The 25269-nt window shown below is 56.4% G+C and carries 37 protein-coding genes; 5 read left to right on the top strand and 32 right to left on the bottom strand.

The genetic code is table 11. The features are described from left to right. Positions 1-9: 9 nt before the first annotated feature. From EJA70_RS23845 to EJA70_RS23755, 19 genes are all read right to left on the bottom strand, one after another. The gene (locus EJA70_RS23845; protein ID WP_008076942.1) at positions 10-399 is read right to left on the bottom strand and encodes a phage tail assembly chaperone; all 390 of its coding nucleotides are present in this window, start codon (positions 397-399) and stop codon (positions 10-12) included. 3 nt (positions 400-402) lie between these two features. Then, positions 403-1059 carry a phage tail protein gene (locus EJA70_RS23840; protein ID WP_158833965.1) on the bottom strand — a complete coding sequence of 219 codons (657 nt, stop codon included), beginning with the start codon at positions 1057-1059 and terminating at the stop codon, positions 403-405. 70 nt (positions 1060-1129) lie between these two features. Beyond that, positions 1130-1549 (bottom strand): phage tail terminator-like protein, encoded by a 420-nt coding sequence (locus EJA70_RS23835; RefSeq protein ID WP_158833963.1) that lies wholly within the window; start codon positions 1547-1549, stop codon positions 1130-1132. Then, on the bottom strand, positions 1546-2202 hold the full coding sequence (locus EJA70_RS23830) for a hypothetical protein (protein WP_158833961.1): 657 nt from the start codon (positions 2200-2202) through the stop codon (positions 1546-1548). The genes EJA70_RS23835 and EJA70_RS23830 overlap by 4 nt, the downstream gene beginning before the upstream one ends. A 2-nt stretch (positions 2203-2204) precedes the next feature. Further along, entirely contained in the window at positions 2205-2594 is a 390-nt protein-coding gene (locus EJA70_RS23825; protein ID WP_158833959.1) for a hypothetical protein, read from the bottom strand. Between the two features lie 2 nt (positions 2595-2596). Beyond that, entirely contained in the window at positions 2597-2974 is a 378-nt protein-coding gene (locus EJA70_RS23820) for a hypothetical protein (RefSeq protein ID WP_158833957.1), read from the bottom strand. 10 nt (positions 2975-2984) lie between these two features. Next, the gene (locus EJA70_RS23815; RefSeq protein WP_158833955.1) at positions 2985-3290 is read right to left on the bottom strand and encodes a HeH/LEM domain-containing protein; all 306 of its coding nucleotides are present in this window, start codon (positions 3288-3290) and stop codon (positions 2985-2987) included. Between the two features lie 57 nt (positions 3291-3347). Next, complete coding sequence (locus EJA70_RS23810; protein ID WP_158833953.1) at positions 3348-4325, bottom strand: phage coat protein; 978 nt, start codon at positions 4323-4325, stop codon at positions 3348-3350. A 3-nt stretch (positions 4326-4328) separates the two neighbouring features. Beyond that, a complete protein-coding gene (locus EJA70_RS23805) occupies positions 4329-5102 on the bottom strand; it encodes a hypothetical protein (RefSeq protein WP_158833951.1) in 774 nt (257 codons plus the stop codon). A gap of 82 nt (positions 5103-5184) precedes the next feature. Continuing rightward, positions 5185-5670 carry a DnaT-like ssDNA-binding protein gene (locus EJA70_RS23800; RefSeq protein ID WP_158833949.1) on the bottom strand — a complete coding sequence of 162 codons (486 nt, stop codon included), beginning with the start codon at positions 5668-5670 and terminating at the stop codon, positions 5185-5187. A gap of 8 nt (positions 5671-5678) precedes the next feature. Then, positions 5679-6791 carry a minor capsid protein gene (locus tag EJA70_RS23795; RefSeq protein WP_178116966.1) on the bottom strand — a complete coding sequence of 371 codons (1113 nt, stop codon included), beginning with the start codon at positions 6789-6791 and terminating at the stop codon, positions 5679-5681. Further along, positions 6709-8169, bottom strand: coding sequence for a DUF4055 domain-containing protein (locus EJA70_RS23790; RefSeq protein ID WP_158833947.1), 1461 nt, complete (start codon positions 8167-8169; stop codon positions 6709-6711). The genes EJA70_RS23795 and EJA70_RS23790 overlap by 83 nt, the downstream gene beginning before the upstream one ends. Continuing rightward, positions 8169-9659 (bottom strand): terminase, encoded by a 1491-nt coding sequence (locus tag EJA70_RS23785; protein ID WP_158833945.1) that lies wholly within the window; start codon positions 9657-9659, stop codon positions 8169-8171. The genes EJA70_RS23790 and EJA70_RS23785 overlap by 1 nt, the downstream gene beginning before the upstream one ends. 1 nt (position 9660) lies before the next feature. After that, entirely contained in the window at positions 9661-10260 is a 600-nt protein-coding gene (locus EJA70_RS23780) for a hypothetical protein (RefSeq protein WP_158833943.1), read from the bottom strand. 324 nt (positions 10261-10584) lie between these two features. Next, complete coding sequence (locus tag EJA70_RS23775; protein WP_158833941.1) at positions 10585-10839, bottom strand: hypothetical protein; 255 nt, start codon at positions 10837-10839, stop codon at positions 10585-10587. After that, a complete protein-coding gene (locus EJA70_RS23770; protein ID WP_158833939.1) occupies positions 10836-11027 on the bottom strand; it encodes a hypothetical protein in 192 nt (63 codons plus the stop codon). Before EJA70_RS23770 ends, EJA70_RS23775 begins: the two co-directional genes overlap by 4 nt. Beyond that, on the bottom strand, positions 11024-11245 hold the full coding sequence (locus EJA70_RS23765; protein ID WP_158833938.1) for a hypothetical protein: 222 nt from the start codon (positions 11243-11245) through the stop codon (positions 11024-11026). The genes EJA70_RS23770 and EJA70_RS23765 overlap by 4 nt, the downstream gene beginning before the upstream one ends. A 53-nt stretch (positions 11246-11298) precedes the next feature. After that, complete coding sequence (locus tag EJA70_RS23760; protein ID WP_158833936.1) at positions 11299-11646, bottom strand: hypothetical protein; 348 nt, start codon at positions 11644-11646, stop codon at positions 11299-11301. After that, complete coding sequence (locus EJA70_RS23755) at positions 11643-11972, bottom strand: MFS transporter (protein ID WP_158833934.1); 330 nt, start codon at positions 11970-11972, stop codon at positions 11643-11645. Before EJA70_RS23755 ends, EJA70_RS23760 begins: the two co-directional genes overlap by 4 nt. A 207-nt stretch (positions 11973-12179) precedes the next feature. Between EJA70_RS23755 and EJA70_RS31170 the strand changes: the two genes are divergently transcribed. Further along, on the top strand, positions 12180-12458 hold the full coding sequence (locus EJA70_RS31170) for a DUF6555 family protein (protein WP_256677721.1): 279 nt from the start codon (positions 12180-12182) through the stop codon (positions 12456-12458). Continuing rightward, positions 12433-12672: a hypothetical protein gene (locus EJA70_RS23750; RefSeq protein WP_158833932.1), complete on the top strand. Its 240-nt coding sequence runs from the start codon at positions 12433-12435 to the stop codon at positions 12670-12672. The genes EJA70_RS31170 and EJA70_RS23750 overlap by 26 nt, the downstream gene beginning before the upstream one ends. A 91-nt stretch (positions 12673-12763) precedes the next feature. Here EJA70_RS23750 and EJA70_RS23745 read toward each other — a convergent pair whose 3' ends face one another. The 10 genes from EJA70_RS23745 to EJA70_RS23700 form a co-directional block, all read right to left on the bottom strand. Continuing rightward, complete coding sequence (locus EJA70_RS23745; RefSeq protein ID WP_158833930.1) at positions 12764-13066, bottom strand: hypothetical protein; 303 nt, start codon at positions 13064-13066, stop codon at positions 12764-12766. A 200-nt stretch (positions 13067-13266) separates the two neighbouring features. After that, positions 13267-13812: a hypothetical protein gene (locus EJA70_RS23740; protein WP_158833928.1), complete on the bottom strand. Its 546-nt coding sequence runs from the start codon at positions 13810-13812 to the stop codon at positions 13267-13269. Continuing rightward, positions 13809-14390 (bottom strand): recombination protein NinG, encoded by a 582-nt coding sequence (locus EJA70_RS23735; RefSeq protein ID WP_158833926.1) that lies wholly within the window; start codon positions 14388-14390, stop codon positions 13809-13811. Before EJA70_RS23735 ends, EJA70_RS23740 begins: the two co-directional genes overlap by 4 nt. Continuing rightward, positions 14387-14857, bottom strand: coding sequence for a hypothetical protein (locus EJA70_RS23730; protein WP_158833924.1), 471 nt, complete (start codon positions 14855-14857; stop codon positions 14387-14389). The genes EJA70_RS23735 and EJA70_RS23730 overlap by 4 nt, the downstream gene beginning before the upstream one ends. After that, positions 14854-15213 carry a hypothetical protein gene (locus tag EJA70_RS23725; RefSeq protein WP_158833922.1) on the bottom strand — a complete coding sequence of 120 codons (360 nt, stop codon included), beginning with the start codon at positions 15211-15213 and terminating at the stop codon, positions 14854-14856. Before EJA70_RS23725 ends, EJA70_RS23730 begins: the two co-directional genes overlap by 4 nt. Then, the gene (locus EJA70_RS23720; RefSeq protein WP_158833920.1) at positions 15210-16007 is read right to left on the bottom strand and encodes a hypothetical protein; all 798 of its coding nucleotides are present in this window, start codon (positions 16005-16007) and stop codon (positions 15210-15212) included. Before EJA70_RS23720 ends, EJA70_RS23725 begins: the two co-directional genes overlap by 4 nt. Further along, positions 15994-16965, bottom strand: a complete 972-nt coding sequence (locus EJA70_RS23715; protein ID WP_158834099.1) for a phage replication protein — start codon at positions 16963-16965, stop codon at positions 15994-15996. Before EJA70_RS23715 ends, EJA70_RS23720 begins: the two co-directional genes overlap by 14 nt. Position 16966: 1 nt before the next feature. Continuing rightward, entirely contained in the window at positions 16967-17689 is a 723-nt protein-coding gene (locus tag EJA70_RS23710; RefSeq protein ID WP_158834097.1) for a Rha family transcriptional regulator, read from the bottom strand. Positions 17690-17840: 151 nt separating this feature from the next. After that, entirely contained in the window at positions 17841-18266 is a 426-nt protein-coding gene (locus EJA70_RS23705; protein ID WP_158833918.1) for a phage regulatory CII family protein, read from the bottom strand. Between the two features lie 79 nt (positions 18267-18345). Continuing rightward, positions 18346-18552 carry a Cro/CI family transcriptional regulator gene (locus EJA70_RS23700; protein ID WP_158833916.1) on the bottom strand — a complete coding sequence of 69 codons (207 nt, stop codon included), beginning with the start codon at positions 18550-18552 and terminating at the stop codon, positions 18346-18348. Positions 18553-18659: 107 nt separating this feature from the next. On the opposite strand from EJA70_RS23700, the gene EJA70_RS23695 reads away from it, so the two are divergent. The 3 genes from EJA70_RS23695 to EJA70_RS23685 all read left to right on the top strand — a co-directional run bounded on the left by EJA70_RS23695 (position 18660) and on the right by EJA70_RS23685 (position 23093). Beyond that, on the top strand, positions 18660-19526 hold the full coding sequence (locus EJA70_RS23695; RefSeq protein WP_158833914.1) for a S24 family peptidase: 867 nt from the start codon (positions 18660-18662) through the stop codon (positions 19524-19526). Between the two features lie 227 nt (positions 19527-19753). Further along, positions 19754-20869: an AAA family ATPase gene (locus EJA70_RS23690; protein ID WP_158833912.1), complete on the top strand. Its 1116-nt coding sequence runs from the start codon at positions 19754-19756 to the stop codon at positions 20867-20869. 4 nt (positions 20870-20873) lie between these two features. Further along, positions 20874-23093 carry a S8 family serine peptidase gene (locus EJA70_RS23685; RefSeq protein WP_158833910.1) on the top strand — a complete coding sequence of 740 codons (2220 nt, stop codon included), beginning with the start codon at positions 20874-20876 and terminating at the stop codon, positions 23091-23093. A gap of 104 nt (positions 23094-23197) precedes the next feature. Here EJA70_RS23685 and EJA70_RS23680 read toward each other — a convergent pair whose 3' ends face one another. The 3 genes from EJA70_RS23680 to EJA70_RS23670 all read right to left on the bottom strand — a co-directional run bounded on the left by EJA70_RS23680 (position 23198) and on the right by EJA70_RS23670 (position 24569). Further along, a complete protein-coding gene (locus EJA70_RS23680; RefSeq protein WP_158833908.1) occupies positions 23198-23494 on the bottom strand; it encodes a DUF1654 domain-containing protein in 297 nt (98 codons plus the stop codon). Positions 23495-23958: 464 nt separating this feature from the next. Beyond that, entirely contained in the window at positions 23959-24204 is a 246-nt protein-coding gene (locus EJA70_RS23675) for a hypothetical protein (protein ID WP_158833906.1), read from the bottom strand. Further along, positions 24201-24569 (bottom strand): hypothetical protein, encoded by a 369-nt coding sequence (locus tag EJA70_RS23670; RefSeq protein ID WP_158833904.1) that lies wholly within the window; start codon positions 24567-24569, stop codon positions 24201-24203. The genes EJA70_RS23675 and EJA70_RS23670 overlap by 4 nt, the downstream gene beginning before the upstream one ends. Positions 24570-25269 lie beyond the last annotated feature (700 nt).

The raw sequence follows: 25269 nt of genomic DNA, 5'->3' as shown, positions 1-25269 counted from the left end.
CGACCTTCGTCAGTTTCCCAGCCGGGCCGCCGAGAAGGCCTTTTGGTAGGCATCGACAATCGCATCACCGGCGCCGGCCGAGGTTTCCACCAAGGCGCGAATCGATTCAGGGCTCAGCTTGTCTTCAAAGCCCCAGCCGGTGACCAGTTGAGTCACCTGCTCGACCTGCCGCTCAACGTGAGAGTCGGTGATCTCGATCAGCGTGAGGTCGTCACCCTTGGCCTTGAAACGCTCCTGATCTTCCTTCGCGCTTTCCTGCCAGCCAGCGAAAAGCTTCGCGAGCTCCTTACGATCGCGGTACTTGAATTCAAAGGGCACCTTGATCGTGGTGCCGCCGACGCGAGGAATATCGACGTCGGCTTTGAAGGTAGGGTTTTGAGCAATCTTGAACTTGGCCATGAGTTACACCACCGCCGCATAACGGGTAGGACGGCCGGTCAACGCGACGCTGATAACGCGGGCCATCAGGTTGTTGCGCGACATGGTCGGAGTGGAAGTGATCGACACGTAGCCGTTGTAAACAATGCTGCTCCCGCCTGGCAGGTTCAGGCGCAGAACACGCGGTTGCTTGTCATCGTCCGCAGCTTCGCAGACATCGACATAGGGCTTGGAAGGATCGTCGGCGACCGTGATGGAAAGCGTGATCGGGTTCTTGGTGGTTGGCATCTGCCGATCATCATCGTCAGCCAGGAAACCGTAGGTCAGGAACTGCTGATCGCCACCGGTGGAGTTCAGTTCGGTGATCTGCGAGATCTCGGTGAATGAGGTCACTTCGCGTGCAGAGCCGACGCCGGAGCCTGCCGGATATTGCTGAACGTTAGTGGTGTTCACACCACCCAGTGCGAAAGTGCCGCTGGCGATATCGGCAACGCGAACGGCGCGACCGTCGAGGCGGGTCCAGCCGGAATTAACCGCGATGATGTCACCTTCGGCCAGGCCGTGCGCTGCGGCCGTGGCCACCGCCGGGTTGGCGTTACTCAGCGAGGTAAATGGAATTGCTGTGCCGTAGGCGGAAGCAATCTCAAAGGTTGCACCGTTGGGCATTTGAATGCCGGCCATGGGATTTTCCTCTTTTCAGACATGAAAAAACCCGCTCAATGGCGGGTTCCGGGTTTGCCCAATGGGCGGATTAAGTTGTGGTGTCAGCGCGGTACTGGAAGGACACCGGCACTACGAAATTTGTGTCGCCGGGAATGCCTGGCCCCTGGTCAACTGGGGTCAACGTCACAACGGTGAGTGCCCCTTTCGTGTTTCGCTCATACAGCGGGAAAAGCGCGGCGATCTGATCCGCCAGCGCTCCAGCTGCGCCCCGGTACTTGCCCGAGGGCGTCACGATGCTGACCTGAAATACTCCAGTGAAAAGCCTGTGATCACCGCCGAGTGTGTTGCTCGCGGTGTCGGCCGGCAGCGTGAAAGCTCTCAGGTAAGTGGCGTCGTCGCCGGGAGTAAAGGCCTCGTTCTCGACCACGACCTTCAGCGGAGTCGGCAACGCTTTCGCCCAGGCGATCAGCTTAGCTTCGTAGATCGAAGCAATGACGTTGTGGCTCATACCTGATTGTTCCTGATGGCCTCAAGCACGATCTGCTGGAAGCGAGCCACAGTGATGCGAACCATCCCGCCCGGCGCTTGAGTGGAATGCCCGAACTCCAGGGGAATCGCGTAACCAAGGCTGTTGGTGATGTAGCAGGTATCCCCTGCTTTGAACTCAATGGCACCGGCAACGATTCGCGCCGTTGATTTGGCACCGCTCGGATCGACTTCTTCCGTCGTCGTAGTGTCCGCCGCGCCGATGCTGAACATCCAGTTTCCGCGAAACCGACCTCCGACGTAGCCCTTGCCACCCACCAAGCCATTCACATTGAAGTTCTGGTCACGCTCAGCCTTGGTCAGCGGCTTGGCGTATTTCACACCGCTGCGGAGCTTGCCGGCCTTCGTGAAGTTCGACTCATCGAGATTGATGATCGTGTTGCGAATGTTGATCTTGAAGTCGTAATCGTCTGCCACCCGGGTGTTCGCTTCGCGATGAACGACGTTTGCAGCCCAGATTTCTGGATTGCCCACTGGTGACATGCGGATGACGCTGTTACCGAGTTCGATGACGATCTCGCGAAGACTGGCGTCGATGGCCTCTGTGGCCTTGGCTGCGAATTCGGCGAGGTTCAGGGCGAAGCTACCGGACTGGCCGGCGTACTTGGATGCCATCTTCAAACCCTCAGCTGAATTGTCCAGGTGGCACCCACGGGGTCCTGGCTGACGTTCAGAGCGCGCTTTCCGCCGATAATGTCGCCGATTTGCGGCTCGGCAATCATCGCTGTCGGTGCTCCGCCAACAGTGACGTACAACTCGTTCTGCAAAATCAGCAGCTTTTCATCGGTTGTCTGAATCAATGACCCGTCGATTTCCTTGGCCAGATAGCTGCCAGATACTCCACGACCGCCGTAGGTGGTGGTCACTTCGGGCGCACCGCCCAGGTCAGGGTCATACTCGCCCGCAACCTTTCGCACTCCTGTCACTGGCTTGACCGCATCGGCTAGGCCATCAGGATCATCGAACGCCTCAGCCATTTCGGCCTGGATCTCTTGGCGCATTCCCATGATCAGGTCCTCTTGAGCATCATTACGCCGGAGCGCTTGATCCACGGATCGAGCAGCGCCAAAGCGAAATTCACGCCCGCGGACTGATCGGAAGAGCCCGCCACGTAGGTCTTGCTCACTGACGTGCCGGACTGAGCCGATACGGTCTTACTCTGCACTTCCTTTTGCGTGGAGGTGTATAGCTTGCCCGCCGCCGCGTCTTTGGCGACCTGAGCGCCAGCTGTTTTGATTTCGGTCGGAACTGGATTAGGAACAGCCCGCTTAATCTTGGTCGTGAGCCAGGCATTGGCCATGGTCACGGCAAGAACCGGATCACCGGTGCCGGCCCAGCCAGAACCGAGCTGGGCGTCAACATCGGCGACGGTGATGAAGTCGGTCATGTGTTTGTCCTTATTCCGCCGGCACCAAGGCCTGCAAGTCTTCTTTCTTGGCCGTGGCGTCGAAGGTGATGCCCTTGGCCGCCAGCCACTCCTTCAGCTCGGGGACCTTCATTTTCAGAGGGTCGGTTTCCGTAGCTTCCTGCTCGTTGCCATCGGAAACCTTGATGCCAGCCGCCTGATATGCGTCGACGATCTCCTGCGCATCGCCATCGACGACCACCTCGCTGGCGGTGCCGATCACGCCGAAGAACTCGCTCAGCAGGCGGTAGCAGACGCCCCGTTCATTGCCCGGCGTATCCGTATAAATCACTTTCATGAGTCACCTCAAAAACATCCAGACGCCCGATAAAGGCGCCTGGTTGTGGAAGCCGAATTACGGCGCGGTGGTACCGCTGATAACAGCAGCAAACGGGACCTGCTTCCGGTTGAACACGCGCTGCCAGTTCCCTGCGGCCGCGTATTGAGTAGCGGTAGGACTCGCGTTCTGGGCTTCAGAACCCTTCCAGCTGAAACCAGCAGGCTGGAGGATGTAGGTCTTTCGCTCCCACAACACTTCGGCACCACCGCCGTTACCGCCGCCCGGCTTACGCTCGAGTTCTACCGGCACCTTCGGCGTGCCCTCGCCATAACCGAAAGCGCCTTGGCCGAAGAACACGGACAGGTACTTGCCAGTGCCATAGACCAGACCATCATCCATGAACACAGGTTTGCCCAGGTAAGTGGCCAGGATGATCTTGCCGTCGGAGTCACGCAGGTACTCGATGAGATCCTGCTTGACCATTTGGTTCATCACGACCGAGTGCACGCCGATCGCGCCAAACTGGTCGGCCGCGTCGCCCGCGGTGAACGCAGCATCCTGGAAGGCGTTCGCGCTGATAGTCGCGCCCGCGTCGATGACCATGTCACCACCGTTGTTCGCGATGTTTGAGGCGATGATGCCGCGAGCGGCTCCCAGGGTGTAACGCTGCCACTGGCGAGTCCAGTAGGTGCCGAAGCGGTTGCGGATCTGCTGTTGTGGTTCGGTGTTGGCCAGCTCTGCGGTCAGGTCGGTAACGCCGTAGCCTTTGTTGAGGTAAAGAACGCGGGCACGCATGCTGTCCTGCTCGACTTTGCCAACTTCGCCTTGGTCGTTCGGGTCGTCGTTGCTGATGTTCGGGGCTTCATCAGCGTTCAGATCCTGCCAGTAGCTGATCTCGGCAGTGCCTTGGCTGCCGGAGGCGATCGCATCCAGCACAGGCGAGCGAGTCACGATGCCCGACTCATAAACAGCGGTCTTTTCCGGGCTGTTAACCGGCGCCAGCGAGGCGTAGTACTCGCCGACGAAGATGTCGGTCAGTTGGGTAGTTGCCATGAATTAGGTTCCTTGGGTGGCCTGGATTTTCTTGAACAGATCGGGGTTGTCTCGGGCCAGCGCAGCGCGCTCGGTTTCCGTGTACTCGCCCCACTTTTTCGTGGCCTTGCCACCGTTGTCGCCGGTCTGCCCGGCACCCTGAGCCCTTGGCCACAGGTGTGTTGCTGTTTCACGCAGCGACTCCGCCCATTCGAGCGGCGACAGCGGGGTTTTCCCGTCCTTCCCGTAAACGACGTCGCCGTCACGGTCGGTGGCAATCGCCTCGCCGTCTTCACTGAGTTTGAAAGTGCCCCGGGCGCGCAGGATGATGTCTTCGGCTGCCTCGGGGAGCGCGCCAGCCTTGATGGCAGCAGCGCGGATGGAGTCGGCCAGTACCTTGTCGCTGTACTTGGCAGCGAAGGCTTCGGCCTTGTCGGCGCGCTCATTGGCGGCTTTGATTTGCTTCTCGGAGTCGGTGCGAAGGCGCTCGGTGCGGCGATTGATCACCTCGTCGAGCTTGCCTTCGGCAATCAGCTTCGTTTCTTCGTCTTGGCCGACTTTGGTGAGTAAGCCCTTCACCGCGTCGATATCCAGGCCTTCGAATTGACCTTTCAGCTTGTCCAGTTCGGTCTTGATGGTACGGTTAGAACCAAGCAATTCCTGATTCTTGGACTTGAGCCCGTTTACTTCCTTGTCCAGATACTCCTGAACCTTTCCGCCAAGCACCTCTTGGAGGGCTGCGGTTTGAGTTGCGTCGAGGGTGAGGCCAGCGGCGGCCGGGTCAAATTCAAATGGCATGGGTATCCCCTGGGGATTGGTTGGCCCGCCTGACGGGCATAAAAAAACCGCCCATTGGGCGGTTTGGTGTGAATTCTGTGGTTTATCGGACTATCGAAAGCCCGCGCATGACCAGGTAATCAGCGAACTGCGTCCTGCTCGGGGCATATGGCGGCGGGCGCATGCGCAATCCTGGCGTATCACGGTTCAACCGCGTGCGCCGGCCGTTTGGCTCAGTGCAGTGAGTTGGCTCTTCGATCTGGAAGCCCTGCTCGGCGGCGTACAGCTCGACCGCCAGCCGTACCTGGCCCCACTCAAGCTCAAAGGGCACGAACGTCTCCGAAAGCGTCTGGTATTCGATCTTGCAGTCACGTCGAGGCCAGGCCATGGCCTGATCGGGATTGGCCTTACGCCCTTTCCACTGCCGGGCGTTGATCTCTGCCGCGGCACGCAGTAGCAACGCGACCTGATCAGCCTCCGTCTCAGGGAATCGAAAGCCGTAGTAGTCGCGGTAGAAGGTCAGCTTCTCCAGCGGCACGAGGCTGTTGGCATCTGCCCTTCCCTGCCCATCCTCAACAATGATCTGCATCGGTCATCTCAACCTGGTTGAGCCCCAAGTGTAACGCCTGCCCGGGTGAACATGTCAGGTTCGAGATCCTTCAACTGCGCCAGAGTCAACGGCTTGAATCTCTTGTCGAGCTGCAGCATGGCAAACTTCTCGGGCGTCAGGCCACCATTGCGAAACAGCTTGCCTCGCACCGGTCCGAGCGCATGATCCTGAAAGCTCGCCGGCTGCGTCGCCAGCCACTCGTAATAATTCATGCTGGCATCGACCTGGCCAACGCCAGTATTGCCTACCGATGCGCGCGTGGCGCCCTTTGAAAACATCTCTGACAGCCTCGTTATCGGCACCGTCGTGGAGCGACAGTTGATGTGCGCCGGCGGCAACGGCCCTTTGCCCAGGTCGAAGCGCATTCCGTCCAAGCCTTTGCACTGCTGAGACGTCTTGCGGTCCAGTGTCGACAACCAGCGATAACCCAGCACCACGTCACTGTTAGCCTTGAGGGTTTCCATCCGCGCAGTCGTAGCCACATGCTGAATCGCCGTCTGCACGACTGACGCTGCGTTAAGGTTGCTCACAGCGAGAATGCCGTCGGTGAAGTTCTGCGCCGCGGTGCCGCGCACTGCCTGAATGATCTGGGCGTTCGTCTGGCCCTGACCAAAGCCGAGCCGGATCGTGTTCGTCACCCGCATTGTTTCAGTCCTGGTCCAGCCGCTGAGAAAGCTCTTCAGCAGCTTGCCGCCATCCAACCCTTTGACCTGAAGCGGATACGAGAACACCGCGGCCCGGATCACGACGTTGGCTGGGATAACTGCATCAATCGACAACGCATGGCTGAGGCTGCTGGCCTCGAAGGTGGACTCATACAGCGCAATCTCCACCAGGTCGACCTGCACAACATCGCCGAAGGCCTTGTAAATCTCCAGCAGCTTTCCGTCGACTCGGGCCAGGAACTGCTCAAGGCGATCGCGACTGTAGGTCGTCAACTCCTTGCGGGTCAGTTGCTCCCGCACCAGTGCGTCGATCTGGCGCAAGTACTTCTCAAACTTCTTGACCTCGCCGGCCTTAAGCCGCTCCAGCATTACCGAGTGACGTGTCGTCTGCTCCAGCAGTTGGCTGTCCGCCTGTTCCTGGTTTGCTGTTGGCATCTTCTTTGTCCAGGTTGATGCCGGCCGACTCGCGCTCATCGCTGATCAGGTCGGCTTCGTCTTCGTATGGGCGCTCCGGCAGCTTGCCGGTGGTGAGGTACTGCCAGTAGGTGTCGGCGCTGATCGTTCCAGCCATCACACCCTTAAGCAGTTCCGCGAGCACCTGGGCGTCGACCGTAGGGGTCACAAACTCAGGATTTACCTTGAACTTGACCTGCTTGGGGTCGTAGCCCTTCCACTCAGCGGCGTAACGCAGACCCTGCTCTACTGCCTCGGCCACCGTGATAACGATGCTGTGTAGCGTGGCGTGCTGGTCGTTTTGGCGGGTTTTGCGCGCTTCACCCGACTCCGTACCGGCCACGTCCATGACCTTGGCGCCGGCTTCAAGCGCAGCGTTCTTTTGGTCATCCATCGCCTTGCGGTTGGCTTCAATGCCCGTGCCCTTGAACTCCAGATATTCAGCCTTGCCATTCGGACCAAGATCCCAGGCAGCGGATGGACCGGTTACGCTCAACTCTACCGCCTCATCCAGGCCGGATACCCATGGCTGTGGATGACTTGTCTGATGCAAAGAGCTGAAGTAGTCAGCGCTGATCTGATAGGACTTCAATGCCGCCCGCGCCATCGTCAGAAGCGGAACCTCATCGACGTCCGGAGAGTTGTCGGTCGATCCGCAGTAGATCACAGGCAAATACGACAGGCCCTTGATCAGGCGGTTGTCGGTGCCGGTAGTACCCAACGGCTTCTCATCTTCGACTAGCTCACCACCTTCATTGCGCACCGCGGTGTAACAGACCTCGCCTTGCATGTAGAACTCGCGGAACACCGTGTCGCAGTCATGGCTGTATCGGTCGCCGCCCTTCTTGCGGAACTCGCGGAACACAGAAAGCACCAGGTCCTGCCGGCCGCCTTGATCGGCGGTGTCCCAGTTGATGGCGTTGCGCGTGGCGTACGTCGAGAAATACGGCTCGCCGTTATCGTCGATGTTCACCACCAGCGGCACCCGACCGTGCGAGATAGCCTGGCGCACCATACGGAAGAATAACTGCTTCAGGCCGAAGCCGTCCGCTGTAGCGTTGTCCTCCAGCCCTTTCAAACCGGTGGGCAGTTCGATCTCCGGGATCAGCCGAGATACCAAGCCCATCATCGAGCGCAGAGAATCACGCACCCAGTGTTCGTACTGAGCCCGGTTCGTGTAATTTTCGTAGAGGTACTTGTTGCCCCCAGCGTCGAGCTTCTCAGCTTCGACCATGCCGCTCGGCTTGGGCAGGTTGCGTTCATTGCGCTTTACGGCGCACTCACCCTCGAGCGCGTCGTCCATCATTTCCCATTCGGCGATGTGCGCGTCGTAATCGGGGTTTGTCGATTGCACTGGCATCAGGCCAAGCCTCCAATTCGGCGTGTTCCGCCTGTGCGTTTGCGTCGGCCCATCGATACGGCGAAGTAGCGGAAGGCGTCCGCGCCGTGCGATGACCAGTCGTGAAGTGGTTTGTCTTTCCAGCAGCCCCGCTTGTCGTCCCACTCCTTTCGGTAATTCTCCAGACAGGAGATACCCAGTTCGCACTTGGACTCATCGAAGGCGCAGGCCGGAAGGATCTCCCGCACCTGCTCAATGCCTTCGTCGATGCCAAGCTTCGGAACAACGCTGAACTTGAGGCTGTATTTCTGCCCGTCGATCTCGTAGCCCTCGCGTGCCAGCTCGCGGCGAGTCTTGCCGTCGCTGCCGAATTCTCGGTTATCGATGTCGTGGGGGCCCCAGTGATCGCCATACGTGTATTTGCGATCCTTGAGCACTTTCATGTAATGCCGAAGGCCTTCACCGCTGTTCTCGTAGAAGTCGATGACGTGGTATTCCTCGCCGACGATCCGGACAAACCAGATCGCCGTAGAGTCGCCGACGCCGATATCCCAGATCGTGTGCACCGGCAGATGGCTGTTGTCCGGTAGCGCGCCGATGCGCTGAGCGGCGTAGAGCTTCGTAAATTGCTTGGCGTAGTAGGCGCCCTCGATTGACTGCTGGAAGGCTTCTGCCGGCAGAGACGGGTATTCCCGCTTCATGTCGTCGCCGAGGGTCTTCTCCTTGGCGGCGTACCAGGCGCGCTGGCCCGGGTTCGTGTCGATGCCGTGCTTGGCGAACAGCTCGTTGAAGTAATCGGTCAGTCGCTGCGGGATGACCGCCTCAGTCGGGTCGAGCCAGTAGGCCTTGTTCTTCCACCAACTGAAAAAGAAGAACTTCCAGTCCAGCTTGCCGAGCGGCGTACCGGACAGGAGTTGCTTCTCGGCCGTCTGCGAGTAATCGAAGAAGTAGCCGGCTCGGCCTTCCGCTGTCGATTCAATCGTGACGAAGCAATCGGTGGCCACAGCCTCAAACGCGCCGGTAACGATCTCGCGCGCCTTGTGCGGAAACTTGGCGCAGATCTTCCCGAACTCGGATACGTGCAGGTAACGCAGCGTGCCGCCCCGGAACGAAGTGCTGACGTAGAGCGAACCGCCTTTGCTGAACACCAACTCACCGGCTGCGTCGTTGCTCGCCGGATTAGCGGCGCGGATCTCCTTCGGCAGATTGTCGTAGGCGTACTTCACCTTTTCCCGAAACAGGCGCTTGGCATCGTTCAGGGTGTGGGCGATCAACGCGCACTTGGCCGACTCAAACAGAGCTGCGTCGAGCTGAATGATGCAGCATTCGGTGGTGAAGCCCAGCTGCCGAGCTTTAAGGATGATGTTCCGGGTATGCATCCCGTCGAAGTATTCGATCTGCTCGTCCGTCATCCGGAAGCGGGTTTTCTTCCCCTGCTTGTCAGTGATGAAGTAGAGATTGTTCAGCCTCCAACGCTTATCCCGGAGCAGCTTCATGTGCTCGGGCTTCATGTCAGGCGTCCTTCGATAGTTCGTCCATCATCTTCGAGAGTTCGTCGGCTTCGTCCGTCTTCTCCTTCTCGTCCAGGCTGTATGCCTGACGCTCCAGAACCTGCAGGTTCTTCATTGCAGAGGAAAGCTGGAACAGTGTTTTGGAATTGCTGGGCAGCGAGACGGCGGCGAGCATTGATGCGCGACGCATACCGTTGTTGTCTTCGGAGGTCTCGGCCTCGATGTCTTCTTCGATCTCTTCGCGGCGCTGAATGGTCGACAGCAGATCATCCATCAGCAGGTTCGCAAGATTCGTCGCCTTGCGAATGTCTCGCCGGTGACTGCGAACCACCCGGGCGCCTTCCTCTGCGGCCTCTTCGATGATCTCGGCGTCGAGTTCGCAGTTCGCGCCTTGGTCGTTGCGAACCTCTCCGCGAACCAGCTTGCTGCGAACCTCTTTTCGTACCTGGTCAGAAAGATCTCTCGCCCATCCAAGGGCTTTGGCTTTCTTCCTGATCGCGGTGTCGCTCACGCCCTGGCGCTCAGCGATGGTTCTGATGGAAAGCGAACCGGCCCGGTAGGCTCGTTCGATCACCTCCCAGTCGGGTTGCTTGGTTGTCATAAATTGTCTCAGGTAAGTCTAAAGCAGGGATTGAAGTAGTGACGGGTTGCCGGTATTGGTAGGGATCAACTCAACGGAAGGAAAGAAACATGTCTCAAACACTTCACAGCGCCTCCACTACCGCTGTAGGTCCAAGGATCCCTTCGGAAGTCGCCCGCGCTCATGCCGTCGCTAGTGCACTGGAACTGATCGCAGCACGCGCATCAAGCTCGGCGTCGGTTCACCTCTCGCAAGAGCTTGACAACCTTTCTAAATATGCCGACCAAATCCAAGAGGCATTGAAAGTTAAGTGATCTGCCCGTGCCGCACTCACCTGCGGCACACCTACCCTTCCCCGCCATCGAGCAAGACATCAATCAGCTTCTGCTCACCCAAGCGCATCGCACCTAAGCACTGCAGGTCGTCGCACTTGGGCCCGAGACCGAACACCGTCACCTCGCCTTTCGGCCCTACGAGGGTGAGCGCGCCTACGGTGCATTCCGGATGGACGCCAGCATCAAGGTCGTCAGCGATCTTGCGCAGTGTCTTCGCAGCGTCTCGCCATCCTTCCCGCTTGAAGTCGATCAGCTTGGCGGTCATGCCTTCACCATTTCGTGCGTCTGGGCGTGGGCCTGTCCGTGGAGGATTGCCAACACCAGACCTTGAGGCAAGCCGGCAGCTTTGTCTGCATCGATTGCCTCGGCGATGGCAGTGTCCAAATCCGTCACAGCCTTGTTGATGTCCGCGCTCAGCGGCAGCGCATGATAAAGGCGAGTTACGTTGCTCATGCGTCCTCCACGGGAACAACAGTGATCTCACCCCACACAGGATGAAAATCGATGTGCTCGCCATCTGAGGACTTTACCGGGTCATCGAAGACAACAGCGATACCTGCCTTGGTGTCGGCATACGCCACCCAGTTGGTGCGCACACCATCTATGAACACCAACCGCCGGCCGCGGCCGTCGGCAACCCAGTGAACGTGCTCGCCCGATTGATCACTCATGCTCTTCTCCAGTGTCGCGACACAATTTGCTGATTCGCGAAACGTGTCGCGACTTACTTGGATCGACGCTCGATAACGCCCGGCGCCTTGTCACAGCGCAGGCAGTGTTCGCAGTTCAGCGTCCGGCAGAGCCAGGCTTTCACTCGCTGCCACCAGATGACCATGAAGATGTGGCGCAGACCTGCGAGCGCGAGCGATACGTGCAACGTAATCCCGGCGGTGGTCGGCCCCATCATGAAGATGTTCTGCTCCCGGCTCATCACGACGAAACCGCTGATGGCGATCGCCGAATAGATCAGCTTGCCGAGGACTCCGTCCCGCACTCGTCCACTCAGAACACACCAAGTCGCCCACAAGGCAATCAAGCCGCAGGCGATCGAGTTGATCAGTTCAAGATTCATGGTGGATTGCCTCCCCCGAACCGCTGGCGAATAAGCGCCCAGAGGTCAGCAGCTTTGATGGCCCGATTGATGGCCGCGAGCAGCGATCCGCCAAAGGTACCCAGCAGAAACCCAACACCGATGACGATGTTCGGCTCAGTCACACCAAGGTAAGCGCTCACCATGCCAGTCAGGTACACGGAACAGGCCAAGCCGGTAGTGAGAAAAATAAGCCAGGCTCGCCAATCTGTCAGATCGTCCTTGTGCCACCAGCTGGCGACAATGACGCCAAACAGGCCGGCGATCAGCAGATCCAACCTGTCGAGCAGGCGGTGCAAAGAATCCATGCACTCGACTCCGTGGGCATGTGAATAGGTCGGCATCCGCTGCACTCCCAGCTTGAGGCGATGGGTGTGGCGGAGCCGAAAACAAAGGGCTACGCGATGGCGTAGGCCGGAATTTTTATCCAAATCAGTCCGTTAAAGATTGTCGGACAATTCTTTGAATTTTTTCGTCTAGCAAAAATCATTAGTTCATGAGCAATAGGAGGACTCATGAAACCGATAGACCTTTTCGTAATTGAATACAGACTTCACGGGAAACCGAAGTCATTCATCATTCGAACGAAGCTGATGAACAACACGGAAGCGTGGCAGTGGGCGAGCTGCGACGCAGGCCTCGTTCCAATACCCAAGCCAGGCCGGCCGCCGCTTAAACGTTTTTCCAAGCCTATGGCGGAAAGGTTTGGCGTTACAGATGTCCGGTGGCGAGAGTCATCAGCTCTCACCTGGGACGAGGAGCACTCCAATGACCGAGAGCATTCTGGGCTTTAGAGATGAGCGTTATTGGGACGACGAGATAGCTGCCAACACCGAGCTTTTTCGTCAAGCAGACGCGCTCGATGAAGCTGCTTATAGGATCATCCAGTACGACCGAGGAAGTGCTGAAGCCTGGGCGCGCTTCTCTGAAGCAGAAGCTGTTGCGGATGCAAAACGAACGGCCGGTTATCAGGACTGGATGCGAATTAAGCGCGCGATGAGGAATTGAATTGATTGTTCCGAAGCCCCGCGATATGCGGGGCTAGCGCAATTTGTCGCATAAAAAAGCCCGCACGGAGCGGGCAATGGGAAATTCTATTTCAAGCTCCGGATTCAGGATCGGACGCCGGAGCGTCGCGCGGTTCTTTCAAATCATCGCGCTGGTCGACCGAGTTCGAATCATCAGTAAGAGCCGCACCGCCATTACCTCGGTTTGTTTGGGCGTCTTGATCAGAGCCTGGGTTTCCGGGTGGTGGGTTCCAATCTTCTGGCCGTTCGTTAGCGCCCTGCTTCGGCTCAGATTCGGCATTCTCTAAGCCCGAATCATGTCCTTCACTAGCTTTAGGCGTTTGCTCGCTTGGCCCCGGGTATGGCGCATCAGGGCCGTTATTGTCTTCGATCATAATGTTCTCCCGTCAGGGGCGCAGGTGCTGCGCTTACTACTGAGAGAAGGATTGAATACACGTAGTGCATTTTCATCGACGAGCGGGCGAAAAAAAACCCCGCATTTTGGCGAGGCTTCGAATTATGAATCCCTAACGCGCAAGATCGTCAGGATGGATAAATATTCTCTCACTTTCTCACTCATTGCAATTGCTTTTTGCTACGCCGCGCAACTTTCGATCAAACCCTCTGCGTCAAGCAACTCCTGAGCAGCGCTGAGCGCCTCATTTACCTGATCGTCCAGCGCCTTGCGGATAGAGGATCGCCACCGATACCGGGTCGACTCCGGCTTGCCGTCGTTGCCCCAGTTGGTGATGTCGTACCAAGCTGCCGGCAGTACGGCGGCAGTGCGCTTACCCTCCGCACCAGCGACTTGAGGAATTGCCCAGGTCAAAACTGCACATTCCCGGAAGCGCTTCGGCGCTGGCGTCTTGACCGAGTTAAGTAATTCCAGAATGGCGCTGTGCTTCCGCTCTTCGTGAGTGGAGTACTTCGCTACCAGTGCCCGCCAGTGCGCTGGAGTAAGCGCCTTGTGCAACCGACCAAACACCCAGCAGTCTTGGAGCAGCGCCGCCTCTTTGCCAACGATCTCCCCCTTCTGCTTGGCGCACTGCACTTTGGGCTCAAAGTCGCAGCCACCGGCAGAGGTGATGGTCTCAGCCGCGAGCGCTCGGACTACGGCGGAAATCACGTTACGATAAATCATGCAGCAGCCCTCTTAAGTTCTTTGGTCTTTGCCCTAAATTCGGCCTTGATCGTTTTGATTTCTTCGATGGAGTGCTTGCGAGCCGGGTGCGGTCCTTCCAGCCAATCGACCTTATCCGGGCCGATCAGCTGCAGGAGCGAAAGCCGGTAATTCACAAGGTTGCCAGACAGGTATGTGTTGCATGGTGCGCATTGCTTCCACACGTTGAGCGGCTCGAATCGTAGCTCGGGGTTCGCCCCCACAGAGCGGTAGTGCCCTGCGTGGTATTGGCCTTCGTGGTGGCGACCGCAGCTCACGCAAGGGCGATGGGAATCACGCAGGCGGACCCACTCGTTGAACGCGGCTTGGGCTTCGCGCATGTGCTCCGCCCTGCTCTTCAGCTTCTCCTTGCGTACCTTGATCTCACGGCGCTCAATGCTGGCAAGTGCCTTGCGCTTTTTCTCCTGGTTACCGCGAGCGATGACAACGGCGCAGTCCGGCGAGCACCAAGACTGGAAACTCACATGCGGAACGAATGAGGCCCTGCATGCCTTAACTGCGCATTTTTTGGGGCGTGGCTTCCTTGCTGTGAGACTCATGCGGCCTCCTGGCTTAGCAGATCATCGAAGTACACGCCCTGCTGTGCGAAGCGCGCGACGATGCGGTCGGTATACGCCACGCCCTGGGCGCGATTGAAAAGGCTCGTCACCGGAAATCCGTCCGGGCCGAAGAGTTTGCAGCCGCTCATCATGGCCAGCTTCGTCTCGTACGGGAGGTGACGCATGACGCGGTACCACTCAGCCTGAAACCCGGCGTCCTCGTTCAGCAGGATCTGCACGCCGACGTGTAACTTGCAGTACCGGCGAGCGTCGGCCTCGTCGCCGATCTGGGTCATCTCTGCGATGCGTTTGTACATCGCGAACCACAGCCGGTTTTGGTCGAGTGTGCGGTCCTTTCCCGGGCGCAGCGATACGACGACGAACTTCTTGTCGCGGAACATGGTGCTGAGCGCGGTGATGGCTTCGGAGAGCTTGGCCTGGCAGTTAACGCTAATCTTGTCAGTCATGCCTGAGCCGCCTTGCCAATGGCGGTGTCAAGGATGGAGCGAGTCTCTTCAAGCCCGGCGTACTCGCTCCAGTATTCACGCTCCAGCGCGCCGTCGACGTCGGCGATTGCTTTGCGCAGCGCCTCGTTCTCTTTGATCAGCCGGTTGCGGACGTTGCAGGCCGTTGCATACGCCTCTTCGAATGCAGTGAGTCTCTCGTTCTCGGCGAGCAGATCAAGCGCCACCTCCTCCACGGTCTTCTCCCCGAGGAATTCCTGCAGCGCCTCGGTGTTGCGCTTCCAGTCGGCGCAGTCCGCGCTCCACGATGCGGCTTCAGCCCACAGCAGCTTCTGGAGCTTCTTTTTATCAATGGTCATCTGCTGGTTTCCCTTCCTTGCAACGCTGCGACCTGTGCGCGAAATCGGCGCCGGCGCAGGTATGTGTCGACTCGCGCTGCTTGAGCTTTTTTCAGCCTTTGGCGCGCCTGCTGTTTTTGGTTGCCTTCAATGATCGAGCGGACCTCTGCCAACTTCTCTCGCACTCTTGGAGAGGCGTCGACCACTCGCCCTGTCAGCAATCCGGCAATGGCTTGGCCGTCAGCGCTAACTGCTGAAACCCGCAGATCTGTTAGATGCTGATCGCCTGCTTGTTGGCTAATTAGCTGCATACGCACAGCCGACTCAATCGCAGTGATCCTCCGAACTGGATCATGGCCGAGCGATACGCTCCAACTTGGCGGAGCCGCATCCGAGCGAGCCCGGGTCACCAAACGCTCGTAGGCGCTGATGAACGCCATGCGCGCACCGACCTTGTCGCCAGCATCAAGAATCGGTTTTGCGGCAGCCAGCGCGAGCTGGATCTCGTCGGTCAGCACCACCGTTTCGAACTCGTCGTTTGTGGTCATGGCGATCGCCCATGCTTCGTCTTTGGCCGGGCGACCGTCAGCGGCCTGCACGCGCTGGAGAATGTCAGCCATGGCCAGCTTGCCCTTCACCTCGAAACGGCAGGCCTTCAGCGCGGCTCTCACGGTGGGCACTGAGTAAGCGCAGAGGTCTTCCGCCATCATCGCCGCGGTGCCTGGGTTCATTTCCTGACCCATGGCCTCGGCGGTGGCGCAGATCGCTGCAGCTAGCCCGGCAACCTGTTGGTCATTCATTTCAAAGGTATTCATTGCGCTCCCCTGCTTGGCGCTTGGCCAAGACCATTTGCGCGGCCTGCTCGGCGGCGGAGACGTTCGCTTCGGTCCGTTCCATCTGGCGCGCTGTCGTGCCGTTGATGCGCTGACCGGTCACCCACTGGGTGTGGTAGCTCTCTGCGTTGGCCAGCAGTTCGTTGAGGCTGTGGCACTTGCGCAGCACCGCGGCATCGGCGGTTTTCAGGAAGTGTGCAGCGACGTGGTGAGCGACATCGGCGCCGAGGCGGTCGACCAGTTGACCGAGCTGGCCACCAACCTTGGCGTTCCACACCGGCCAGGTGCTGTAGCGCTTGCGGTAGGCCATGGCGTAGTTCGCCCACACCTTGAAGGTTTTGCAGGATTGGTCTTTCGGGCCAGGCATGTCGGCGGGAATCTCAACCCGTGGCGTATCGGTACGATCAACCACCAGCACCAGATTGCAGGCCGGCTTGTCCGGGCTGCCTTGCAAGTCCTGACTGGTATCCTGATTGGTACCCTGATGATTGGTATCCTGATTTGTCGGAGATTTTTCCGACCCTTGTTCGGATTTTTCTCCGACCTTGCTCGGATTTTTTTCCGAGGTAGATCGAATTTTTTTCCGACCTTCGTTCTTTGGTGGGGTCGGATATTTTTCCGACCCGTCCAGCTTCTGGTTCCACTCGATTGCTTTCTCGGTGAGGCGAAACAGAGTGATGTTCGAAGTGCTGGAAAGCTCAATCAAACCGGCTTCTTCCAGGGCCTTCAGCATGCGGTAGGCAGTGTCCGGCTTGTCAGTGAGCAGCGGCAGCTCCTCCGTGATCTTGGCCTTGCTCAACGCGAAGAAGATCCCGTCGTCAGTCTTGATTGGCTTGGTCCAGCTCGGGCATCCGTAGACGAAGGCGAACAGCAGGGCCTGCTGAGAATTCAGCCCCCACTCCAACGCCTTCACCTGATTGATCGTAACGGTGAATTGCATTTCAGGCCTTCCCGACCAGTTTGGCCAATTCAGGGAAACGATCCACATACCAGTGAGGCTGGGTTTCGCGTGGGCATTGCGGGCTGGTGAGGTTTTTGCCGTAGGCCAGGCCTTTCTCAGTCACCGACCAGAATTCAACCGTCTCCTGCTTGGAGTTTTTGCGTTGCACGGTCTTCAGGAAGCCATGGGCCGCCAATGCGCGGTTGAAGCCAGGCGCGGTGCTGCTGATCGCGTTGTCTTTGATCAGGGCGGTAACAGCCTTGGTTGGCATGGATGAGCCACCCACAGCGTCTCGTGCTGCGTCCACGGCATAGCCCGGCAAGAACTTGGCATCGAGTCCGTTGTTGGCGGCGATCTGATTCAGCATCATGACTTGGCTGGATGGCGCGGGCTTCAGCAGACGCGTGAAGCATTCAAGGATTGCGAGCTCGCCGACAACTTTGGTCCCGTTAAGCATGACCTGCTCGCGGGCGCCATGTTGCTGCTCCAGTTCGCGCCAGCGGCGAATCACCTTCATGCGCATCGGCGCGCTGTAGCCGGTGAGCAGGCAGTCGGTGTGCTCGCGGTCAAGCATGTACTCAACCTGCTCGCGGTTTTGGCCGTCCAGATAGATGTGCTCAAAACTGAGCACATCTAATTTTAATTCTTTCAGCATCGCAGCAATGTCCCGCTTCACGTTGTTGTGACGCTTACCGGTGACGTTGGCGATCTCGCGAGAGGACATAACGGTACGCGACATGTTTTCAGAATTCGAAAAACGTGTCGCGACACGTCCGGTATTGTCCTGTTGTGGCTGTGCGTGCATAATCGGCTCCACTTGTTTTACCGCTATTGAAAAAGCCGACCTCGTACGTCGGCTTTTTTGTGTCTGAAATTCAGGCTGCCTTCACGGACTGCTTGAACACTTCCAAGCTGACGATTACTTCCTCAGCCTCCTTGAGCAGACTCGTTTTCTCGACCGAACAGACTCGACCGTCAGCCTGTGCGTCGAACGCAAGCCGGGTAACGTCGGCAAGATCGGCATGCAGTCGCAGCAGAGCAGCGTTGAGGTTGATCCCTTCCGGCCGCTCCTTCGGGACCAGGTCGAAACCGAACACCTCTGCCCAAACCTTGAGCGGGCGGAAGTCCCGGGTGAACTTCATGATCCGGTGCAGCTCCTCCACGTTCATGCGGTGGGTGTCGTAGTCAGGGTTAGCCTTCTGCGAAAGCAACGTCCGGGATTTGAAGTCCGCGCCCTCGGCAATCTTTTTGGTGCCATGGTCGTCAACCACGTCGTAGATCGCTCTCATCAATTCCTGCATGTCACACCTCGAAAATTGTTACGTGGCTTTGCGCCACCAGCGGCGCGATCATTTGCTCAAGGAACGGCGGACTTCGATGTCAGGCGGCGGTTCTTTGAACCGCCAGCTGACACGGGAATGGACGAACCTCCTCCGCTGTCAGCTTTCCGTCCTCATGTTCAATGACCAGGATTTCCCTGGCCGCCTTCAAGGCTTTCGAAATGGCGGGAGCGCTGACACCAAGGCCCTTGGCGACAGCGGACTGACCAATTCGCTCAACCAGTTCTGGCAGTGGCGTCTTTTTCATGTCGTTGCCTCAGCAAACATTGTCGGCCCCAATATTAACCGCCGGTTAGTTTTCAAGCAACACCGGCGGTTGCCGCATTAAAATTAACCAACGGTTAAATTTCACGGATGAGCAGAAAGAAAGAGCTGTCCCCAGAACTGAAGGCTGAGTGCGACGCCGCAAAGGCGCTTTTCGTATCGAAAAAGAACGCGCTCGGATTAACCCAGGCGAGTCTTGCTGCGGAGGCCGATATATCGGCCGCTGCGGTGGCGATGTACCTGAACGGAACGAATTCTTTAAACGCCAAGTTTGCGGCGGTTCTATCGCGCTTACTTGGCGTCCCAGTCGAGCGCTTCAGCAAGCGCCTTGCGCGCGAGATCAGCGGCCTGACAAGTGTCTCCGAAGCGCCGTCGACTTCGACGATTTCAGCCGCTGATATGGTCCGCCAGATGCTCGATAAGCAGGGCAAAGGGCTTACTGACACAGCCAGACAAAGATTGATGGCCGCCGCTGAAGCAGATGATGCCGGAGGCGCCATCGAGATTGACTACTACCGGCCAGGAGTTGTGGGTGACGAAGTGTGGATTGCGCACTACGACGTGCGCGCTGCCATGGGTGGCGGACAGATCCCGCACGACTATCCCGAGATGTTCCAGGACGTGCGTGTCAGCCCGCAGCATTTGCGCGAGATGGGCGTTGAATTCAAAGAACACTTCCACCTGAAGATGGTTACAGGCTGGGGCCAGTCGATGGCGCCGACGATTAAGCACCGCGACCCGCTTCTGGTCGATGTCAGCGTCCGTGAGTTCGCCGGCGATGGGATCTACATGTTCTCTTGGGAAGGTCATCTCTACATCAAGCGCCTTCAGTGGATTGGCGACGACCAGATAAAGATGATTTCTGATAACGAAAGGCACACGCCGCAGACGATCAGGGCGGATGAAACCTTCATCCAGGCGCGAGTGCTGCTGGTTTGGAATGCTCACCTCGTCTGAAAGGTTCTTGAAACGTCAGTGATAGCGCAGTTCGCAGATCCAGAAATCTCTGCTCTGTGGTCCATCGGCAGGGCTTAACGCACTCGACAGGTAGAGATTCTTAAGCAAAATCCCTGAATAACATAACCTCTCGCCGGAAATACTTAACATACAGCCTTAAATTCTTGACATGGCGACCGCTGAAGCAGACAGTTCTAGCCCTTCAACACCAATTTTAGGTCCCAGCTGTGCAATCACCAGTAACCATCAACGGGCATGACCTCGTCTTACTCGTAAACGCGGCCCTGGAAGCGAATTATTCAGACGTTCGTAAGGTTGGAAGCAAACTGGCGGCACAGTCTGCCAAGGCCGACCTAGAGATCGGGCAGCTCATTAAAACCTCGCTTCAGAAGCGAGGGGTTCCGTTGCGTACGTCGGGGTACAGTGAAAGCCTACCGACTGACCCGAAATCAAGAGCCCCACTTGTTGAAGAACAGCCATGGCCCGTGACTCCAATATTTCTTGAGGAAAAAATAAAAAATGTTTTTGATTCCTTTCTGAGCGATATAAAACATCACGAGAAATTGGCTAAGCATGGTCTGGCTGGGAAGTCTAATCTCCTGATGTCAGGACCACCCGGTACAGGAAAGACATTAGTCGCTGGACACATCGCTGCACAGCTTGGATTGCCATTATATATCGTGCGGCTCGACTCACTAGTCTCGTCGCTTCTAGGAGATACCGCTAAGAACATCCGCGGGGTTTTTGATTATGTACCGAAGATGGGCGGCGTCCTCTTTCTAGATGAATTCGATGCGATTGCAAAAGTGCGCGACGATAAGCACGAACTCGGAGAGTTAAAAAGGGTGGTCAATACGCTCATCCAAGCCATTGACGCCCTTGATGACAGAGCAATCCTAATTGCCGCCACAAACCACTCAGAGCTTCTAGATAGAGCTATTTGGCGGAGGTTCCCTTACAGAATGAATTTTGCGCTGCCCTCTAACGACTTAAAAAAACACCTCTGGGATCATTTTTTATTTAAGGGCAAGGGAATAGAGCTGAATTTAACTTTGTTGTCTCGACTTTCCAAGTCTCTTTCAGGAGCAGATATTGAATCCATATCAATGGCAGCGAGAAGAGACGCTATCAAAAAAGATTCTGAAGTCGATGTTTCCCTTGCAGCCATGGCAGCAATTGAGTTCGAAACGCAAAACTCCGAGGGAAATGGCGATGAATGGCACGGAAAGTCTAACAAGCAGGCTACAAATTATTTGCATGAGAAATTTGGCTTAAGCCATATAGAAATATCTAAAGTCCTTAATATTAGTAGACAGACAGTTTCCGGATACCTCAGAGGTTAGATAGATGAACGCAGGGAAGCCTTTAGTTAACCCAGTACTACGCTTCATGCGTGAGCCTTCGCCGGCCACTGTACCGGGTGGCGGAAAAAGCGCCAAAAGCATAGTCGGCGCAAGATTGCAATTACAGCAGGAAAAGCTTTCAAACGAAGTGCTTGAAATTGCCAAAGAGCAAAAGATCGTGCATAGCGGAATGACGCACTTGATCGCGCGCATGTTTGATGACTCCCACGCTCCATCATGGACACCTAGCGATATTTTCGGGTCGGACTCCGGGTGTAGAATAGTCGCACCCGCACACGATGGATATCTGATAGAAATCTCGACAGAAAAGTTCTCGTCACTCGCGTTGAACATAAAAAAAAGCAAAACTGTAAACGAGAAAGTGGACATATCACGAGTGAGCGAAGTAGGTCTTTTTAATTCAAAAGAGACGCTCCGCAACCACGACACTTCCGTCCTTTGGCTAGAGACCGAAAAGTCTAATTCCGGCGGATACTTCAATGTATGGCTACTACCATTCACAAGCGTGGCCTCACGTAATTCTGTGAAAAGCAGTTTGCTGTCGATTCATAAGCAGTACCATTTAGGCTTTGGCGATATTGAGTTCTATCCAGATCAGAAGACCCACAAAACGCAACAACAACTGGATGACGCACAATTAGATTCAGTACTTGTTGAATATTTGAAGACTGGCTATGCCACGGCCTCGATAATGCTTCGCTCGGAAGAAGCCCTTGCAGCCTTGGTAGGATCTGGAGCAATCTATCGGGTCGATCCGGTGACCCCTGTTAGCCTCGTAGCTACACCTGGGATTGGCATGGAACCAACGCCCCCGATCTCCGTCCAGAGTTTGCCAACGGTACTCGTAGTCGATGGCGGAGTGAATGCCGCCAGCTACAGCCACCTGCATACATCAAAGATAAATGTACTAGTTGACGACGTACACGCCGACATAAAGCATGGAAATCAGGTAGCTTCTCTAATCTGCCAAGCGCACTCATGGAACAACAACCGATCACTGCCCCCGCTGAATTGCAAATTTATATCTGCACAGGCCATTGCAAAAAGAGGCGCTACCAAGTCACCCTCGCTCCACCAACTGGTGGCCTACCTCAAGACAGTAGCAAAAGACACCGCCAGCCATACCAAAGTGTGGAACATGTCCTTCAATCAGGAAAAGCCGTCGCTTTCTAAGAATGAAGTTAGTTACCTCGGACATGAAATAAGCAAGATTGCGCGCGATTTTGATATCCTACCTATTATTTCGATTGGAAATGTTGCAGCGCTTGGGGACAGGACGTTGTGCCCGCCCGCTGACTGCGAGGCGGCACTCACGGTAAGTGGGCGCATCGCGAAAGCAGACGGGACACCAGGTCTTGCTTGCAAGCAAAGCCTGAAAGGGCCTGCTGCTGCGGGGATGATCAAACCCGATCTTTCTTGGTTTTCCACACTAAGAATGATTGGTGGAGTTATCGAGACCGGTACAAGCTTCAGTACGCCTCTTGTTTCTTCGCTAGCAGCCCACACATTTAATAATTTAAAGCAGCCCACACCTGATCTGGTGCGCGCCCTACTTATCAACACATCCGAGCTACACACTCACGATAGTGGTCTCGGATGGGGAACTCCGTGGACCGCAGATAGTCTGCCTTGGATGTGCGAAAGCGGCACAGTCACCCTCGCCTGGACTGCTAAAATAAAACCCGGATTTTCTTACTACTGGAACGACATACCCTTACCGCCGGACATGATCGAAGACAAAAAACTATCCGGCACGATAGCGTTAACCGCCATAATCAAACCGATAGTCTCAACTCTAACCGGGCCTAATTACTTCTCCACTCGTTTACAGGTAGCCTTACAGGGGACGACTCGCGCGGGAAAAACTGAAAATTTGCTCGGATCAATGAAAGAACACAAAGAAAAAGAGCTCACCGCCCGAGAAGATCTCGCCAAATGGAGCCCGATCCGTCGACATGTTAAGGATTTTTCTTCGAAGATACTGGGCAAGACTACTGCTCGCATTCATGCACGTATTTTTGCAAGAGATCTCTATCAATTCCAGATGGCTCATCACTCAGAACTCGGAGATCAAGAAGTTTCGTTCGTGCTAACTTTTAAATCATCAGATCCTAATGACGATATATATGGCAGCATGGTCAACGAACTTGGAAGCGAAGTAGAGAGCGCAGTCATTGAACAAGAAATAAATCTTGAGCTTTAGTGCTACCGCCACATGCTTTAAACGGAAGCGCGTTACAACTTCGCATAAGCTTTCCGGTCGAGAAAATACAGAAGCCCGCCAATGAGCGGGCTTTTTATTGCTCCTCAAAAAGGTGCTGGCTCCTCGGCCATTACCTCGATAGGCCGGTCTTCATCGGTGCCCGCTTCCCACTTCAATGTCACCGATTCATCGTCGTTGAACGTCATGCCTATGCCATCTGTCTCGGTCAACAGTCCCATCACCTCCCCCCACTCCCGGTTGCCATCGGTGTCCAGGCGGTGAATCGTTACCCAGCGCTGAATCTGCGCAACTGGATGGTTGATCATTGACGACACCCTGAGCGATAGCCGCTCCAGACCTGACATAGGGCCTCTCTCAGGTTGTTTTTTTGTCATCGCCATCTACTTCGCTCCTGATAGCTGTACATCCATACAGTAAAGCCGAAGCATAACTAAATCCTTTGCAAAATAAATTAACCGCCGGTATTGACGACAAGGAAACCGCCGGTTAATTTACATCCATCGCATTGATACATAGCCACTGCGAAGGGCCTCAACAGACCCGCCGCTCTTTAACAATCTGATGGACGCCGAGCTGGCCGATGCATAGCCAGCGGACGTACCGCGCAACGGTACGCAGCGATTCGACCTCATGTCGGCGCTGGGCACAGGAAACCTCATTCGGAGGGCGTAGCTGGAGAAGCTGCGTGGTGATGAGTACAGCGGCTTGGCCCTAACAGGCGCCTGGAAAATCACGGACGGGAAAGCGACCGTTGGCCTGTGCAAGAAATAGAGACCGCCTGCCCGCAATAAAACGGGCAGGAAGCTCTCCAGAGAGCCTTGAAAAGGGCTTTGTGGAAAGCTGACTACTTACGACGCCCGCCGCCGGGTGATCCGCCGCCAACTGGCCGCCCTTTGTGCTCGTAATAGCCGGAGAGGATATGCATTTCTTCCCTCTTAATACGCTGCTCAAGAGCTCTGATCTCGCCGGGCATTCCCGCTCCGCGCCCTGGCGGCATTTCGTCAAAACGCTTTTTTAGTTTTTCCAGATTACTGCGGAATCGATCAAGCCTTTCTTGGGGGGATTCGTCTGGATTGTTCTTGGTTGTCATTTACGCCTTCCTAGTCCCGGGGCCCCTCCCGGAACAATGTGCACAAATGAAAAATCAACGGGGCTTCTTGGATGAATTCCCAAGTCGATTGACCTTGAGAGATCTTGGCAGTGGTTGCACTGCACCGGAATGAAGTAAAGCTCATCATCTGCCTTCGTGGGCTTGCCGCAATCACTACACGCTGTTGTTGCAGGCGGTCTTTGAGTTGTTTTGACGGTTACCGGCTTTCTCCGCGCAGCTTTGCGCCGGGCAGCACGTTCGGTTTTTCGCTGGAGCTTTTCTGCTTTCGCCGCTTCCTGCTTTTCAGTTACGTCCAGTTGAGCAAATGCCTTTTTCAGCTCATGCGTAAGCAGATCGAAATCCATCAATCACCCTCCCTTGGAATCCACAGAGTAGCACCAGTCCATGCAGGCTATGGAACCTGCCGGACTCCCCATATGGGAGGACGCCAATCCATGCAAGCCAGCCGGCGAATAACACCGAACACGAAATGTGTGACGCCGGCCAGGTGGGGAAACCGCGGCGCCAAGCATGGAATGGAAAACAGACTTCACTGGCTGGCCTTGGCTACAGGGCCAGACGGGAAATCACCTGAGACCGATAGCGCTTCCCGAAACGCTCAGCTAGAAAAATTGAATTAGCCAGTTGCCCGCTCGGTCAAGAATTATGAACGCAGTAAATCTGACGAGGTGACAGCAATGACTATCCAAGCAGAGACACTCGTACAACTGACCGAAGCGCTTCAAGAGCGAGGCATGAATCTGGTTTCAGATGTGCACTTCACTCGCGCTCCTTACCGTTACAACCACCGCTGGATCTGCATCGTAGAGTAACCATGCTCGTTGCCGGCGGCTCGGACTAAGACTCCACCGCCGGCCCCACTGCCCCGCCACTCCGTTTTCCCTTCCTTATCCTCCGACACCACCCGAATGCACTCACCTCCGCGCCCAACGGCAACCAGCGGAGCGGATGAGTGCATCCGAGTTTTGTTGGATCAACACCTCGCCACTCTGGAGACGACCATGTCAGCTCTACGCAAGCCCATCCCGGAAGACGACTTTCTCG

The sequence above is a fragment of the Pseudomonas sp. PB103 genome, from assembly GCF_009764635.1.
Classification (GTDB): Bacteria; Pseudomonadota; Gammaproteobacteria; order Pseudomonadales; family Pseudomonadaceae; genus Aquipseudomonas.
This window is presented reverse-complemented; position numbering and strand designations above follow the sequence as displayed.

Coding starts and splice junctions, on each gene's coding strand:
- EJA70_RS23760 (WP_158833936.1), bottom strand. CDS start 11,646: ATGAATCTTGAACTGATCAACTCGATCGCCTGCGGCTTGATTGCCTTG.
- EJA70_RS23840 (WP_158833965.1), bottom strand. CDS start 1,059: ATGGCCGGCATTCAAATGCCCAACGGTGCAACCTTTGAGATTGCTTCC.
- EJA70_RS23685 (WP_158833910.1), top strand. CDS start 20,874: ATGAACGCAGGGAAGCCTTTAGTTAACCCAGTACTACGCTTCATGCGT.
- EJA70_RS23810 (WP_158833953.1), bottom strand. CDS start 4,325: ATGGCAACTACCCAACTGACCGACATCTTCGTCGGCGAGTACTACGCC.
- EJA70_RS23755 (WP_158833934.1), bottom strand. CDS start 11,972: ATGGATTCTTTGCACCGCCTGCTCGACAGGTTGGATCTGCTGATCGCC.
- EJA70_RS31170 (WP_256677721.1), top strand. CDS start 12,180: ATGAAACCGATAGACCTTTTCGTAATTGAATACAGACTTCACGGGAAA.
- EJA70_RS23820 (WP_158833957.1), bottom strand. CDS start 2,974: ATGACCGACTTCATCACCGTCGCCGATGTTGACGCCCAGCTCGGTTCT.
- EJA70_RS23785 (WP_158833945.1), bottom strand. CDS start 9,659: ATGAAGCCCGAGCACATGAAGCTGCTCCGGGATAAGCGTTGGAGGCTG.
- EJA70_RS23720 (WP_158833920.1), bottom strand. CDS start 16,007: ATGAATACCTTTGAAATGAATGACCAACAGGTTGCCGGGCTAGCTGCA.
- EJA70_RS23700 (WP_158833916.1), bottom strand. CDS start 18,552: ATGAAAAAGACGCCACTGCCAGAACTGGTTGAGCGAATTGGTCAGTCC.
- EJA70_RS23705 (WP_158833918.1), bottom strand. CDS start 18,266: ATGCAGGAATTGATGAGAGCGATCTACGACGTGGTTGACGACCATGGC.
- EJA70_RS23745 (WP_158833930.1), bottom strand. CDS start 13,066: ATGATCGAAGACAATAACGGCCCTGATGCGCCATACCCGGGGCCAAGC.
- EJA70_RS23710 (WP_158834097.1), bottom strand. CDS start 17,689: ATGTCCTCTCGCGAGATCGCCAACGTCACCGGTAAGCGTCACAACAAC.
- EJA70_RS23675 (WP_158833906.1), bottom strand. CDS start 24,204: ATGACAACCAAGAACAATCCAGACGAATCCCCCCAAGAAAGGCTTGAT.
- EJA70_RS23765 (WP_158833938.1), bottom strand. CDS start 11,245: ATGAGTGATCAATCGGGCGAGCACGTTCACTGGGTTGCCGACGGCCGC.
- EJA70_RS23800 (WP_158833949.1), bottom strand. CDS start 5,670: ATGCAGATCATTGTTGAGGATGGGCAGGGAAGGGCAGATGCCAACAGC.
- EJA70_RS23805 (WP_158833951.1), bottom strand. CDS start 5,102: ATGCCATTTGAATTTGACCCGGCCGCCGCTGGCCTCACCCTCGACGCA.
- EJA70_RS23670 (WP_158833904.1), bottom strand. CDS start 24,569: ATGGATTTCGATCTGCTTACGCATGAGCTGAAAAAGGCATTTGCTCAA.
- EJA70_RS23770 (WP_158833939.1), bottom strand. CDS start 11,027: ATGAGCAACGTAACTCGCCTTTATCATGCGCTGCCGCTGAGCGCGGAC.
- EJA70_RS23815 (WP_158833955.1), bottom strand. CDS start 3,290: ATGAAAGTGATTTATACGGATACGCCGGGCAATGAACGGGGCGTCTGC.
- EJA70_RS23730 (WP_158833924.1), bottom strand. CDS start 14,857: ATGACTGACAAGATTAGCGTTAACTGCCAGGCCAAGCTCTCCGAAGCC.
- EJA70_RS23825 (WP_158833959.1), bottom strand. CDS start 2,594: ATGGGAATGCGCCAAGAGATCCAGGCCGAAATGGCTGAGGCGTTCGAT.
- EJA70_RS23680 (WP_158833908.1), bottom strand. CDS start 23,494: ATGGCGATGACAAAAAAACAACCTGAGAGAGGCCCTATGTCAGGTCTG.
- EJA70_RS23835 (WP_158833963.1), bottom strand. CDS start 1,549: ATGAGCCACAACGTCATTGCTTCGATCTACGAAGCTAAGCTGATCGCC.
- EJA70_RS23695 (WP_158833914.1), top strand. CDS start 18,660: ATGAGCAGAAAGAAAGAGCTGTCCCCAGAACTGAAGGCTGAGTGCGAC.
- EJA70_RS23725 (WP_158833922.1), bottom strand. CDS start 15,213: ATGACCATTGATAAAAAGAAGCTCCAGAAGCTGCTGTGGGCTGAAGCC.
- EJA70_RS23845 (WP_008076942.1), bottom strand. CDS start 399: ATGGCCAAGTTCAAGATTGCTCAAAACCCTACCTTCAAAGCCGACGTC.
- EJA70_RS23715 (WP_158834099.1), bottom strand. CDS start 16,965: ATGCAATTCACCGTTACGATCAATCAGGTGAAGGCGTTGGAGTGGGGG.
- EJA70_RS23795 (WP_178116966.1), bottom strand. CDS start 6,791: ATGCCAACAGCAAACCAGGAACAGGCGGACAGCCAACTGCTGGAGCAG.
- EJA70_RS23775 (WP_158833941.1), bottom strand. CDS start 10,839: ATGACCGCCAAGCTGATCGACTTCAAGCGGGAAGGATGGCGAGACGCT.
- EJA70_RS23750 (WP_158833932.1), top strand. CDS start 12,433: ATGACCGAGAGCATTCTGGGCTTTAGAGATGAGCGTTATTGGGACGAC.
- EJA70_RS23735 (WP_158833926.1), bottom strand. CDS start 14,390: ATGAGTCTCACAGCAAGGAAGCCACGCCCCAAAAAATGCGCAGTTAAG.
- EJA70_RS23830 (WP_158833961.1), bottom strand. CDS start 2,202: ATGGCATCCAAGTACGCCGGCCAGTCCGGTAGCTTCGCCCTGAACCTC.
- EJA70_RS23790 (WP_158833947.1), bottom strand. CDS start 8,169: ATGCCAGTGCAATCGACAAACCCCGATTACGACGCGCACATCGCCGAA.
- EJA70_RS23780 (WP_158833943.1), bottom strand. CDS start 10,260: ATGACAACCAAGCAACCCGACTGGGAGGTGATCGAACGAGCCTACCGG.
- EJA70_RS23740 (WP_158833928.1), bottom strand. CDS start 13,812: ATGATTTATCGTAACGTGATTTCCGCCGTAGTCCGAGCGCTCGCGGCT.